Raw genomic sequence first — 13,963 nt, 5'->3', positions numbered from 1 at the left:
ACCATTTAGTTGATCCGTCAACTTTTTTGTTGACCAGTCAACCATTCCTGGCGCAGGCTTGTGAAAACAGCGCGTTCAGGGAGGAACACATGAAACGCACACTGAAAGCCGCAATTGCCGCAATTGGCCTGACCGTCACTGCAACCGTGGGCATGGCCGCCGACTGGACGCCCCCCGGGCCCATCAAGCTGATGATCGCCTTCCGCGCAGGCGGTGGCGCTGACACACAGGCCCGCCTGATCGCCGAAGCGCTTGAAGAAAAAATGGGGTGGAAGTTCATCCCTGAGCAGGTCACCGGCAAGGGCGGGTTGAACATGGCCAACACGCTGAAGGGCCAGCCCAACGACGGCACCGCCATCGGCCTGGCCGTGACAGAGACCTTTGGCTACAACATGGCCGCCGCCAATGCAGGCATGTCGCCTGAGGATTTCACCGGCCTGACCACCACTGCGGGTTTTCAGATGGGCATCGTGGCCCCGTCGGGCAAAGGCTGGGCCAGCTTTGACGACATGATCGCAGCGGCCAAGGGTGGACAGGACATTCGCTTTGGCGTCATGAGCCCCAAATTGGCCGATCTGGCATACCTGTTGGGCAAGGCGCAGGGCGTCGAATTCAACATTGTTCAAGTCAAGGGCGGCAAGGCCGTCATGAACGGCGTGACCGCTGGTGATCTGGATGTGGGCTTCATGGCTGGCATCCAGGCCAAAGGCGTGGCTGCAGGTGATCTGGTCAACTTGGCCTCGGGCCTGTCACAGCCGCTGGTGCAAACCCCAGAGGCGCCGACCATGGCCGACCTGGGTGTCGACTTCAATTCGGATGGGTATTTCGTCTTTGTTGGACCTGCTGGCATGCCCGATGACGCGCGCAAGTCCCTGTCCGAAGCCATCGCAGCCGTGGCCAACGACGAAAGCTCGAAAGCGGGAGGTCTGATCAAGAAGGCCTTTGGCGGCGCAGCAACCATCATGGGCGACGACCTGACCCAACTGATGGCAAGCGACTATGCCAACGCGGGCGCGCTTCTGGACGCGGCCTCGGAATAACTCTCCCCTAAACTCGCGGGACTTGCCCTTTGGCAGTCCCGCCTTTTTCACCTGACGTCAGGGGACAGCCATGCGCCATTCCAACGGCAACCTGATCCTGGGCGGTGTGACCCTTGCATTTGCCATATTGGTCATCTTCGTCTGGATCCCGCTCGACACCCAAACCGGCCTGATCGAAAAAGTGCGCAGACAAGTCACCATCGGTGACGCGCTTGCTCCAACCATCGCTGCCAGTTTCCTGGCCATTGGCGGGCTCATGCTGGTGCTGTTCGAACGTAACGCCGACGACCAACCCAGGGTCTCGTCCCAGGATGTACTGTTCGGCCTGGCGCTGGTTGCCTCCGTCATCCTTTCGGTTCTGGTCATGCGCTATTCGGGCCCGGCAACGATCAGCATTTGGAACCTTTTGAGCGGCGGCGAGGCCGAGTATCGCCTGCTGCGGGACACCGCCCCATGGAAATACATCGGTTTTCTGCTGGGCGGTACGATGATGATCACACTGCTGGTCTCATTGGTCGAGGGACGTGTACGCGCCAGGACGCTGCTGATCGCCTTTGTCTCGGTCAGCGTCATGGCGGCGATTTACGATCTGCCGTTCGACGATCTTTTGCTTCCGCCGAACGGAGACGTGTAAATGGGAACACTTGACTACATCTGGTTGGGTATTCTGGCCGTCTTTCAAGGGCCGGAACTGTTTTCCATCTTTGGCTTGCCAGTCTCCGTCACCCTGGTGATGATCCTCATTGGCTTTCTGACCGGGATTGCAGTTGGTGCCACGCCCGGGCTGGCAGGGCCGATTGCCATGGCGATCGCACTGCCCATCCTGATTTCGATCTTCGGCTACACGCCCGACGCCTTGTTGCCCGTGATGGGTTTTCTGATCGGCGTGATGAAAGGCGCCACGATTGGCGGGGCGGTTCCTGCCATCCTGTTCAACACCCCCGGCACGCCAGATGCCTACATGACCACGCTCGACGGCTATCCGATGACGCAAAAGGGCCAGGCCCGCAAGGCGTTGCGCGTGGCGCATTTCTCGTCAGCGTCGGGCGATACGTTCTCGGATATCGTGCTGATCATCTGCGCGCCGTTTCTGGCCCTTCTGGTCGAAGCCTATCTGGATTTCCCGGAAAAGACCGCCCTGCTGATCCTCTCGCTCAGCTTCATCGGCGCCGTCATCGGCGGCTCGCCTGCCAAGGGGGTGCTGTCCACGGGGCTTGGCCTGTTGGCGGTTTACATCGGCACGGGAGAAGATTTCTATCCGCGCATGTCGATGGGCAGCGATCACCTGAGCCAAGGCTTTCCAATTGCCACCTCTGTCCTGGGCGTTCTGATCATCGGCGCGGTTTTCAAGGAAATGACCGATCTGTGGCACCAGCAACGCAAGAGCGGCACGCCACCGCAATTCACTGACGAAGGCAATCAGCGGCTGACCCGCGCGGAAATTTGCCGGCTGCTGCCCTTTGTCGGACGTTCGGCCCTGATCGGAACCGCAATCGGCGCCCTGCCCGGCATCGGATCAACCCTGGCCGCGACCTTGGGTTACACGGTCGGCCGCGCACGCCACGCCCGGACCAAGTCTGCCAACGTCCCTGACTTTGGCGAGGGCGCGTCCGAGGGAATTGCCGCGACCGAGGCTGCAAATTCCTCGGTCTCTGGTGCCAACCTAATCCCGGTTCTGAGCCTGGGCATTCCCGGCAACGCGGCGGCGGTGTTCCTGATCCTTGCAGCGGAAAGCATTGGCGGCTTCAACCCCGGTCCGTCGGTGTTCCGCTTTACCCAGGACGTGGTGAACCCCGAGTTGGTGATCGCTTTTGGCCTGTTCACCGCGATGTTCATCGCCAATGCCCTGAACTGGACCATCGGCGGCCTCTTCATGCGCTCGATGGGCGTTATGGTGCGCATTCCAAAGCATATCCTGCTGCCCACTGTCCTGTTGCTGACCTTGACTGCAATCTATGTTCAGGAAACTCGGATCGAGGCGATCTGGTTCGCGCTTGGCTTTGGCGCACTGGGTTATGTGATGCGCCTGCTGGCGATATCGCCCCTGCCCTTTGTGATCGCCTTTATCCTGGGCGGCAAACTGGAAGAGAGCGCGCGCCAGGCGTTCGCCGCTACGGGCGGAGATGCCTGGTTCCTGTTCAGCTCGCCCATTTCCATCGGTTTCATCGCAGCCTCAATCGGGATCATCCTGTTTTCTGCAGGTAAGAAGAAGCACGCCGCATGACATAGCTTGCCTGCGACCAGATCCCCATTTCCGACCGCGCAGTCCAACCCCAGCGTTCGGGTCTGACGATGGTGAGCGGATGGGGCATCCCCTTGGCGGAACGGGCCGATAATATCGCCAGGCTGGGCGATCTGGTAGGCTAGGCCAAGATCGTAGGCGGCACGCCCCGATTCATGCCGCGTGAGCCGTGGGTGCAAAGACCGGCGGTGTACAAAGCAGGGTATTCACCGTACTGGCGCCGACTTAGGGCGCGCTGCAGGCGCCTGCCGGTCGGCCAACGTAGGCGCCTGATACCCCCTGGACCACGCAATCTCCAAACACTCCCGCCCGTCGTCAACGTCCCTGGCGGGACGCCTCCTCCCGTTGGGCCAGGCTCAGGCGGGCTTTGCCCGCCTGAGCCTGGCCCCCCTGCCGTCCGCAGGACGCAAGGCCAAAGGCCGCGCAGATTGGCCCACCGGTCCAAAGTGGATGACTCCGTCTTCCCAACCGTTTATCTCTCAATAGGGTCGGTCTCGGCTTTGGCAGGTGTTATTCTAAGGGTTCTTCCGGCGCGACATGACAGATCATGACAAAAACACCTACCAGGCGCTGTTCGACCACAACCCCGATGCCCTGATTGCCTGCCCGGCCTGTGACACGCTGCACAAGGCGGTTCCGGTTCGTGCCGGTCACATCGCGCGCTGCACGCGGTGCCATTTCAAGCTGATGGATCCCAAACCCGACACGCTGACACGGACGGTCGCCCTGTCGATCACCGCCTCGATCCTGATGGTCACCATGCTTTGCTTCCCGTTCCTGACCATTTCTCAGGCGGGCCTTACGGGCGAGGTGTCGATGCTCGAAATCATCTTTGACCTGTCGCATGGCTGGTACAACATCCTGGCCGTGATGGTCGCGGCCTTTGTTCTGGCCCTGCCCATCGTGCGCATGATCGCGCTGATTTATGTGATGTGGCCCCTGCATCAGGGACGCCCGCCCCCGCCGGCTGCGCAGCAGATCTTTCTCTTTGCCGAAAAGCTCAATCCCTGGGCCATGACCGAGATCTTCATCGTCGGCACCGTCGTGGCCCTGATCAAGATGATGGGACTGGCGACCATCGGCTTTGGCACCGCCTTTTGGCTGTTTTGCGGGTTGGTCGTTGTCGTTGCACTCAAGAACGCGGCCGTCTGTCGTTGGACCGTCTGGTCCCTGATCCGAAAGTCGCCTTCATGACCCGCGCCATCGACATGGGATGGATCGGGTGCCACACCTGCGGCACCGTGCACGAGGGGGATCAGACCCATTGCCGCACCTGTTCCGCGACGCTGCACAGTCGCCTGCCCAATTCGCTGCAACAGACCTGGGCCTGGCTGATCACCGGGGCGCTGTTCCTGATCCCCGCCAACATGCTGCCGCTCTTGTCGAACCTGGTTCTGGGCCACAACGAGGGTCACACCATCGCCGAAGGCATCGCCATCTTCTTTCAGACCGGCGACTATTTCGTGGCCATCGTGATCCTGATCGCCAGCCTCTTGATCCCTTTCAGCAAGATCTTTGTCATCGGCATCCTGCTTCTGAGCATTCAGTTCCGCTGGCAACTCGACAACAAGACCCGGCTGCTGCTGTATGAGTTTGTCGAATTCATTGGCCGCTGGTCGATGATCGATGTTTTCGTGGTGGCCCTTCTGGCCGGGTTGGTCAAACTGGGCGCCGTCATCTCGATCCTGCCGGGCACCGGTGCGATCTGCTTTGCACTGTCGGTGATTTTCACCATGATTGCCGCGTTGCGCATCGATTCCAAACTAATCTGGGATGCGCCCGCCAAGGACACCGTTGAATGACCGAACAAACTGAAATCCCGGAACCCGAGATGCACCAACGCAAATCCCGCCTGTTCGGGGGGATATCTCTGGTCTGGACAGTACCGATTGCGGCGATGATTGGCGCCTTGGGGTTGGCATTTAACGCCTACAACGAGCGGGACGTCGAGGTCGAAATTCAGTTTGCCGAGGCGGATGGGATCGAACCCGGCAAGACCCAGATCAAATTCCGCAACCTGGTGGTGGGCACCGTCGCCGACATGCGGTTTTCCGATGATCTGCAGAACGTCATTGTCGAGGCCGACATTCACCGAAACATGGAACGCTACTTGGATGCCGACTCTCGGTTTTGGTTGGTCACGGCCAAAGTCACGGCCTCAGGCGTCACTGGCCTGAGCACCTTGTTGTCCGGAGCCTATATCAACGTGGATTGGGACGCGACACAGGGTGAAAAGGCCCGCAGTTTTGTGGCCCTGAAACAAGCACCCGTCATCCAACCCGGTGCCAAGGGGACCGAGGTGATCCTGAGCAGCCCCAAGACCGGCTCTGTCTCGGTCGGGGCGCCAGTTCTGCACAAAGGGGTCACCATGGGCACGGTCGAGGCAGTCGAATACGACGAGTCCTCGGATAGTGTACGCATCACCTTATTTATCAACGCACCGCATGATCGGCTGATCAACACAGGCACGCGGTTCTGGAACGCATCCGGCATCAATGTCGAGTTGAACGACAAGGGCTTGCAACTGAACGTCGGCAGTCTGGCGTCCGTTCTGCAAGGCGGGGTGGAATTTGACACAACCCGATCGGGGGGACAGCCTATCAAACAAAAAGCGGTGTTCGACCTTTATGCCACTAAGGCGTTGGCCGAAGACAGCCGCCTGGACGATAATTTGCGCTCGACGGTGACGCTGTCATCGTCTTTCGAGGGATCGCTCAAAGGGTTGTCCGAAGGGTCCGAGGTGCTGTTTCGCGGCCTCAAGGTCGGCCTCGTGACGAACTTGTCGGCCCTCACCGAAATCAACGACGAAGGCGCGCCCGAAATCCGCATTCTGGCTTCCTACACGGTGCAGCCCAACCGGTTGGGACTGGACGATATCCAGGATTCGGAAGAGACGCTCAGCCTCATCGCCGCAATGGTCGATGCGTCGGGCTTGCGGGCGCGGCTGATGCCGAATTCCTTCCTCTCGGGGGGGCTGCATATCGAATTGTTCGAAGACCCCGATGCGACAACGGCGACACTGGATATCGACGCCACACCCAACCCGATCCTGCCCTCGATCCCCACCCCGCCCGACACATTGTCGGTTGCAGCCGAGGGTGTACTGGACCGGGTGGCGCAACTGCCCATCGAAGAGTTGATGGATCGCATCATACACCTGGTGGGCGACGTGAATGAAATTCTGTCTGACGAGAACACAAAGGCGATCCCTGCGGACGTTCGTGCACTGTTGGAGAACGTGAACACGGTGGCCGCATCCGAAGGCATCCAAACGCTGCCGGATGAGTTGAGCAGCACTGTCGCCTCGGTGCGCGATATTCTAAAACGCTTTGACGAGGCTCAGGGCGTCGACAACATGGTCGGTGCGCTCAAGGATCTGCGCACAGCCGTTGCCAATATCTCGACCGCGTCAGAAACGCTGCCCGAACTGCTTACGGATATTGATCAATTCGTAGACAAGGCCAATGGATTGCCGCTGAATGATCTGGTCACATCCGCTGACGATGTCTTGAAGTCCGCCGATCATTTCATCAGCAACGAAGATATGGACAAGATCCCCGGTGCCTTGTCCGGTGCATTGGATCAGGCAAAGCTGACACTGGAGGACTTGCGCGGAACGGTCACACGGGTCGACAGCATCCTGACCGACATCGACGAGTCTGATGCGGTGGCCAATGTCGTATCCGCCCTTGAGGATGTCAAAACCGCAGCCGCCAATGTCTCGACCGCAAGTGACGGCTTGCCAAAGCTGGTTGATGATATCGACGGGTTGGTGAACAAGGCGAACGACCTGCCCCTGGACAGCCTTGTGACCTCGACTGATAAGGTGCTTCAGTCAGCGGACGATCTGCTCAACAACGAAGACATGGACAAGGTGCCAGGGGCATTGGCCGGGGCCTTGGATGCGGCGCAGGCGACGTTGAACGAATTGCGCGAAGGCGGCGCGGCCGAGAATCTGAACCGGACGCTGCAGTCGGCCAGCACGGCGGCCGACAACATTTCCGCGGCGGTCAAGGACCTGCCCAAGTTGGCCGATCAGCTGGAGCAATTGGCAAACACGGCAGAGGCCACGATTGGCGCCTATGGCCCCAATTCCCCTGTCAACCGCGAGGTGCAGGCCGCCATTGCCGATCTGAGGAAAACGGTCAATTCTCTGAACTCGCTGGTGCAAGCCATCCGCCGCAAACCGAACTCTCTACTGGTAGGACGTTGAACATGAACCGCCTGATCCGCCCCCTTTTTGTTGCGACGCTTGTTTTGGCGGGATGCAGCGGCCCGGTCGAACGCTACCTGCTGCCCGAGATCACCGGCGTGAACACCTATCGCACAGGTGTGCGCACGGTCGAGGTCAGCACGCTGGACCTGCCTGCCTATGCCGAAGACACCGAGATTTCATTGCAGGGCGAAGACGGCGTGCTGCGCCCGACCAAAAGCGGGTTCTGGGCCGATGAACCGGACCGCGCCTTGACCGAGTTGCTGGCGACTGGCCTGGATCAAGCGTTGTCGTCAAACGTGGCAGCCGAGCCCTGGCCATTCGAGACGCCCCCTGATGTGCAAGTGACGGTGAAGGTGGGCAAGCTGTCCGGGATACCCGGCCAGGACCTTCGGTTCACCGGGCAGTATTTCCTGACGTCACCTGCACATGGCCACTTGGAGAAAGCCTATCGCTTTGCCTATTCGGTACCGATGGCCGACGACAGCGTGTCCTCGGTGGCCTCGGCGCAGAGCAACGCGATGAAACAGCTGGTCAACGACATCGCCAAACGGATCGCAACAGGCCGCTGACGCGGCGCCTTGTTGGACGGGGCACTCCCGCCCGTCGATCAGGCATCAAAGATGCCTTCCTCCCGTTGGGCCGGGCGCCTCGCCTTTGGCTCGGCGCGGTCGCGTCCAGACGCTACCGCCGAGCGTAGCGAGGCGCCCGGCCCAAGGCCGTTAGCGGTGCTGACGCAGTCAGGATCGCTCGGGTGCGGGAGCGCCCCCTTTTCCCCGAATACGCAAACAGGTTTACATCGAAGACAGCTTATCGAAAGTGCCGCGCCAAGAATGGGATCGACAACAGATAGACGGCCGCCAACAGAACAAAGGCATACCAAGTCACCGACATCATCAAGAGCAACGCCACCAGGCCCAACACCGCGATCACGCGGGAACCGGCGGTCTGAATCGAGACCATCTTGGGTGAAAAGGTCGGGATCCGGCTTACCGCCAGATAGCTGACACCCGCAAGGTAGAACACAAAGATGTAGTGAAAGAACTGGGTCGCGGTGAAACCGCATTGCAGCAAGTAGATCGGCATCAGTGCAAGAAAAGCAATCGCGGGCGCTGGAACACCGGTAAACACTGGCTGTCCAGAGTCTGCAAGCTCAGCTCCCGACACGTTGAACCGCGCCAAACGCAGCATACAGCACACAACAAGCAGCATACAGGCCACCCAACCGAGGCCGCTCATGTCGGTGCCATGAAACATGAAAGTGTAGACCAGCATCCCCGGCGCGATGCCGAAACACAGGAAATCAGCCAGCGAATCCAGCTCGGCCCCGAAATGGCTTTCGGCGTTCAAATGCCGTGCTGCCCGGCCATCCAGACCATCCAGCACAATTGCGATCAGGATAAAATAGATCGCAGGCTCCACCCGGTCGGTCAGCGTCATCCGCAGCGACGTCAGCCCCGAACACAGCGACAAGATCGTCAATGCATTGGGGATGTTGCGCTTGAACGGACCGCCTTGCGGCCAGGGTGAGCGTGCATTCATACCATATTTCCCGATCGTCTCGTCTGCTCTCCGCCCAGCTCGGCCAGAATGGTCTCGCCCGCGGTTGTTGTCTGCCCCAAGGTGACCAGAGGTTGTACTCCGGGCGGCAGGTAGATGTCCAGTCGGCTGCCAAAGCGGATCAGACCGAACCGTCCACCTGTGGTAACACGCTCGTCCTCTTTCACGAAGCACACAATGCGTCGCGCGACCAACCCAGCAATCTGAACCACGGCAATATCGGTGCCATCGTCACGGCGAATGGCCAACACGTTGCGCTCGTTGTGCTCGCTGGCCTTGTCCAGCGAGGCATTCACGAACTTGCCGTGGTGATAGACGATCTTGCTTACGGTGCCCGAAAACGGCGCACGGTTCACGTGGCAATTGAACACGTTCATAAAGACCGATACGCGCACGCGGGGTTCATCCCCCATTTCCAGCTCGGGCGGGGCCACGGTCTCGGTGATCAGGGACACAACCCCATCGGCCGGAGACACAAGCAACCTGTCATCCACCGGAACCGAGCGCACAGGGTCGCGGAAGAAATAGTAACACCAGACCGTCAAGCCGAGGCCGATCCAAAAGAGCGGCGCAAAGAGCAATCCCGCTGCAACGCTGATAGCAGCAAATGTTGCCACGAATTTGCGGCCTTCGGGGTGCATGGGCACCGCCACGATCTTGAGCATGTTCATCGAGGAACCTTTGCCAATTTTGAGGTGTCAGTCGTCTCTGTCATCAAGACAAATCGTGCCAATGGCAACAGGAAGATGACGGTTTTTTGACAATACCCTCACGTTGTTCGCCCTTACAGGCTCATTCACGAGCCGCATAGGCCTCAAGCGCACGCGCTCGACCCACGGCCAGGTTCACGACAGGGGCAGGATACGGATCATCTGGTGTCAGAGCCCAGGATCGAGGGCACGCCTGATAGAACGCAAGTGCTCTGTCTGACGGGCTGGGGGACAATTCCCCAACGTAGTCGTTGATGTACGTGCGGCCTGCATCGAATTTGTCGGCCTGGGTGACAGGGTTGAACACCCTGAAGTATGGCGCGGCATCGGGACCGGATCCTGCCACCCATTGCCAGCCCATGGCATTTGCGGCCGGGTCCCAGTCGATCAGACAATCCTCGAACCAGTTCAACCCGATCCGCCAATGGGTCATCATGTGCTTCGTCAGATAGGATCCAACGATCATACGACCCCGGTTGTGCATGGTTCCGGTGACATAAAGCTCGCGCATGGCAGCATCGACCAGCGGGATACCCGTACGCCCCTGTTTCCAACGCAGAACATCACCATCCTCTGTCTCGGACCACGGGAAACTGTCCCATTCAGGTCGCCAATTTTTTGCGGTGATATGAGGTGTGTGAAAAATCAGGTGATAGGCAAATTCGCGCCAGACCACCTCTTTCAGGAATTTTTCAGCCCCCGGTCGCCCCTCTTGCAGGACGCGTTGCCCGGCATGCCAGATCGTGCGGGGGCCGATCTCTCCCCAAGCCAGGTTTTCCGACAGGCGCGAGGTCGCATCAATCGCGGGGAAATCCCGGTTCTTGGCGTAGTCATCCACGCGGGCCTCTAGGAATGTGGTCAGCCGGTCATGTGCGCTCTCCTCTCCGATACAGGCGAATTGGGCCAAAACCCCGGCACCTCGGTTCATCGCAGCCTCAAGCGCCCAATCTTGCTGGTCATCGCTGGTGGGCCAGTCAGCAGGCGGCATCAGGCCGCGTGGCGCGGGATCAGGCAGAGGTATGTCCAAGCCTCGAACAGCCCGCCACATGGGCGAGTAAACCTTGAAAAAGCCCCCCGCCTTTGTGGTCACTGTCCAGGGCTCGAACAGGACATGCCCAGAAAAGCTGCGGGCATCAATACCGGACTGCCGCAATGTCGATTTGACGTCGGTGTCACGCGCAATGGCCTCCGGATCATAGGCGCGGGTCCACCAGACATCGCTTGCCCCGGTTTCTTTCGCCAACTTTTGCAGCACGTCCAGCGCCCGCCCTCGACGCAGGATCAGCCGGGAGCCTATTGCCTCCAACGATTTTGAAAACTGCGCGACCGCCTCGCCCCACCGCCATTTTGGCGCCGCACCGTAACCTTCAACCACCTCGTCCAAGATGCAGACCGGAATGACGGGGCGCCCCTGCCGCGCGGCCTCGGCCAGGGCGGGGTGATCAGACAGGCGAAAATCCCGGCGAAACCACAAAAGGATGGGGGGTGCGTCGCTTGCCTGCATGATCTGGAGTTCCTCATTTGACCGGTTTGGGGCCGTTTGGAACCAGATAGAGTAGTGCCGAGAAAACGCCAGCCCCAAGTCGGAACTGGCGCTGGCTCGAGGTTACTCGGCGTTGAACACCGGATCGCGTTTTTCCAGGAATGCGGCCATGCCTTCGCGCTGTGACGGCAGGCCGTATAGAGCATGGTACATCTGCCGCTCGTAACGCACGCCAGTTTCCAACGTGGATTGCTCGGCCATGTTCACACAGGCCCGCGCCATCAGAGCAATATCGCGCGGGTAACCCGCGATGGTTTCGGCCACCTCGCCCGCCACTTGCATCAAGTCATCCGCGGACACCACACGGCTGACCAACCCTATGTCCAAGGCTTCGTCCGCGTCGATCATCCGTCCGGTCAGGATCATGTCCATCGCCCGCGCCCGCCCGATCAGACGGGTCAGGCGTTGGGTGCCGCCGATGCCGGGAATGCAGCCGATCTTGATCTCGGGCTGGCCGAACCTGGCCTTTTCCGAGGCGATCAGGATGTCACACATCATCGCAACCTCGCACCCGCCCCCCAGGGCATAGCCCCCGATGGCGGCGACCTTGGGCAGGCGAAGCGCGGCAAAGCGATCCCACCCGGCAAAGAAATCGCTGGCCTGCATGCTGGTGTAGTCCTGCACTGCCAACTCGCCAATGTCGGCTCCGGCGGCAAAGGCGCGCCCCTTGCCCGCCAGGATCAGGCAGCCTATGCCAGGGTCCGCGTCAAAGCTGGTGGCGGCCTCCAACACCTCCTCCATCACTTGGGTGTTCAGCGCATTTAACTGGTCGGGCCGGTTGAAGCGGATCGTTGCAACCCGGCCCTGTGTTTCGGTTTCGATTGTCTCAAACATCTCAGCTGTCCCAGATTGCGCCATAGGCAGGGATGCCCAGGCTTTCCATGTCATGCACCACCTTGCGGGTAAGTTTCCGGTTCGAGATCACGATGACCGCCTCGGCCCCGCTGTCCTGCACCGCCTTGAGCGCCAGGGCAGTCAGGTTCGGCTTGCCGCGCTCATCGGTGTCCCAGATCAGCGGATCCTCAGTGTGGCTCTCGATCTCATCCACCAGCGAGTCGCCATAGGTCTTGCGAGGACTGCGGGTAGACCAGATCAGTTTGTTCGGCACTTCGCCCGCCAGCTGGTGCGGCAAGATTGGTCCGATGCCCGAGCCGGTGCCAACGTAGACCACCTTTTTGAACAGCACTTCGATCCGGGCGACGCCGCTGGTGGTGATGCCCTTGACCCAGACCTTGCCGGGCGGATTGTCAATGAACGCCCCGGTCCAGTCCCCTGCCCGACTGATGGCAAGCCTGTAACCGGGCTCGTTCGGCGCGGGGATGTTGGCAAAGCTGTGGTATTCGCCAAAAGGCGTGTGACTGATCGCGTTTGAACTACCCGGGAACGGCGTATCGCCATAGTTGAACCGGGCAATCACGGCATGGTTCGACGGCTTCACGATCTCGACGTCAACCCGTTTCAGCGTCAGCCAGGGCGACAGGATAGAGAGCGTGATCAAACACAGCATCCAGAACGCTGGTGTTTCCGTCAGCACCGCACCGCGGTCGTGGGTGATCGACACGGTTTGCGCCCAAAACAGGCCCAGGACAGTCCAGCCGGCAAATCGGTGGATCTTTTCGAACGCATTGTGAAATTTTGCCCGGATCGGCCCAATGGCCGAGATCACCATCAGCATCAGCAGCGCGACCATCGCCGCACTTAACCCAAGTGTCAGATCAGAGGGCAACTCTGCCCCCTGCGCCCGGTTCCAGACCATGCCGCCAAGAAGGGCCGCAAACCAGATCGTGCCTGCAACGGTTCCGCCCGAGTGCAGACCGCCGAAATGAAACACCTTGCCCGCGCCCCAGCGGATCCAGAGCGGCCAACTGACCGGCACGCGGGTGGCCAGCCAAAAGAGCGCGTTCACCACCCGCTGCTGGCGGATCAGGATGCCAAGGCTCAGATTGATCAGCGCCATGTCGGCTATCGCCGCCAAAGCGATGCCATTTCCGTCGAACCACCGCCCGTCTTGCAGGCCCACACCCAAAACGGCCAGGTTCACGACGGCAACCAGGACTGCCAGACGGCGATACTCCATCAACGCGGGATGGCGGGTCACGCGGCGCCAGTTGGGGGACGCCGTTTCCAGGTTTGTTGTCTGTGTTGTCATCAGTTCAACTCCACACCGGCGGTTTCGATGTGCTGAGCAGCCATTTTAAGCAACAGGCGCTTGTCCAACTTGCCACGCGGGGTGCGGGGCAGGCCGTCGAGCGGCATGACAAATGTGGGGCTGCAATAATACGGCAGACGTTCCGACACCGATGCGGCGGCGCGTTTTGGACAGGCCCAGATCGGAGAGATGAAGCTGACCAGATTGCGGCTGTCGAATTTCAGCGTCACCGCCTGCTCGCAGCACTCTGACGCCTCTAAAGCACCGGACACGCTATCCAGTTCCACACGGAAACCGCGCACCTTGACCAGATCGTCAACGCGGCCGAAGTGCTCCAACGCGCCGGTTTCGGTCCAGCGGCCCAGGTCGCGGGTGCGGAACATCACGTGACCGGGGCGGAAAGGATCGGGGCGATAGCGATCTGCCGTCAGCTCGGGATTGGCCAAGTATCCGGTGGTGACACAATCGCCGCCAGCCCACATCTCTCCCTTGTGACCGATGGGGAG

At 60.2% G+C, this 13,963-nt stretch carries 13 protein-coding genes; 7 read left to right on the top strand and 6 right to left on the bottom strand.

The features are described 5' to 3' along the window. The first annotated feature begins 89 nt into the window (after positions 1-89). From TRM7615_RS09940 to TRM7615_RS09905, 7 genes are all read left to right on the top strand, one after another. Positions 90-1,040 carry a Bug family tripartite tricarboxylate transporter substrate binding protein gene (locus tag TRM7615_RS09940; protein WP_108786979.1) on the top strand — a complete coding sequence of 317 codons (951 nt, stop codon included), beginning with the start codon at positions 90-92 and terminating at the stop codon, positions 1,038-1,040. Positions 1,041-1,110: 70 nt separating this feature from the next. Continuing rightward, positions 1,111-1,674, top strand: a complete 564-nt coding sequence (locus TRM7615_RS09935) for a hypothetical protein (RefSeq protein WP_108786977.1) — start codon at positions 1,111-1,113, stop codon at positions 1,672-1,674. Further along, entirely contained in the window at positions 1,675-3,264 is a 1,590-nt protein-coding gene (locus TRM7615_RS09930) for a tripartite tricarboxylate transporter permease (protein WP_108786975.1), read from the top strand. 555 nt (positions 3,265-3,819) lie between these two features. Then, positions 3,820-4,476 carry a paraquat-inducible protein A gene (locus TRM7615_RS09920; protein ID WP_108786973.1) on the top strand — a complete coding sequence of 219 codons (657 nt, stop codon included), beginning with the start codon at positions 3,820-3,822 and terminating at the stop codon, positions 4,474-4,476. After that, on the top strand, positions 4,473-5,084 hold the full coding sequence (locus TRM7615_RS09915) for a paraquat-inducible protein A (protein WP_108786971.1): 612 nt from the start codon (positions 4,473-4,475) through the stop codon (positions 5,082-5,084). Before TRM7615_RS09920 ends, TRM7615_RS09915 begins: the two co-directional genes overlap by 4 nt. Next, positions 5,081-7,495, top strand: a complete 2,415-nt coding sequence (locus TRM7615_RS09910; protein WP_108786970.1) for an MlaD family protein — start codon at positions 5,081-5,083, stop codon at positions 7,493-7,495. The genes TRM7615_RS09915 and TRM7615_RS09910 overlap by 4 nt, the downstream gene beginning before the upstream one ends. Positions 7,496-7,497: 2 nt before the next feature. Further along, positions 7,498-8,067, top strand: a complete 570-nt coding sequence (locus tag TRM7615_RS09905; RefSeq protein WP_108786968.1) for a PqiC family protein — start codon at positions 7,498-7,500, stop codon at positions 8,065-8,067. A gap of 238 nt (positions 8,068-8,305) precedes the next feature. On the opposite strand, the gene pssA is transcribed toward TRM7615_RS09905, so the two are convergent. From pssA to TRM7615_RS26225, 6 genes are all read right to left on the bottom strand, one after another. Further along, entirely contained in the window at positions 8,306-9,037 is a 732-nt protein-coding gene (gene pssA, locus TRM7615_RS09900; RefSeq protein ID WP_108786966.1) for a CDP-diacylglycerol--serine O-phosphatidyltransferase, read from the bottom strand. After that, positions 9,034-9,744 carry a phosphatidylserine decarboxylase gene (locus tag TRM7615_RS09895; RefSeq protein ID WP_306417726.1) on the bottom strand — a complete coding sequence of 237 codons (711 nt, stop codon included), beginning with the start codon at positions 9,742-9,744 and terminating at the stop codon, positions 9,034-9,036. Before TRM7615_RS09895 ends, pssA begins: the two co-directional genes overlap by 4 nt. Before the next feature lie 103 nt (positions 9,745-9,847). After that, positions 9,848-11,269, bottom strand: a complete 1,422-nt coding sequence (locus tag TRM7615_RS09890) for a cryptochrome/photolyase family protein (protein ID WP_108786961.1) — start codon at positions 11,267-11,269, stop codon at positions 9,848-9,850. Positions 11,270-11,371: 102 nt separating this feature from the next. Beyond that, positions 11,372-12,142 carry an enoyl-CoA hydratase-related protein gene (locus TRM7615_RS09885; RefSeq protein ID WP_108786958.1) on the bottom strand — a complete coding sequence of 257 codons (771 nt, stop codon included), beginning with the start codon at positions 12,140-12,142 and terminating at the stop codon, positions 11,372-11,374. A 1-nt stretch (position 12,143) separates the two neighbouring features. Next, positions 12,144-13,457, bottom strand: a complete 1,314-nt coding sequence (locus tag TRM7615_RS09880) for an FNR domain-containing protein (protein WP_108786956.1) — start codon at positions 13,455-13,457, stop codon at positions 12,144-12,146. After that, a complete protein-coding gene (locus tag TRM7615_RS26225; RefSeq protein ID WP_370739799.1) occupies positions 13,457-13,939 on the bottom strand; it encodes an acyl-CoA synthetase family protein in 483 nt (160 codons plus the stop codon). Before TRM7615_RS26225 ends, TRM7615_RS09880 begins: the two co-directional genes overlap by 1 nt. Positions 13,940-13,963 lie beyond the last annotated feature (24 nt).

This window comes from Falsiruegeria mediterranea M17, from assembly GCF_900302455.1.
Taxonomy (GTDB): domain Bacteria; phylum Pseudomonadota; class Alphaproteobacteria; order Rhodobacterales; family Rhodobacteraceae; genus Falsiruegeria; species Falsiruegeria mediterranea.
This window is presented reverse-complemented; position numbering and strand designations above follow the sequence as displayed.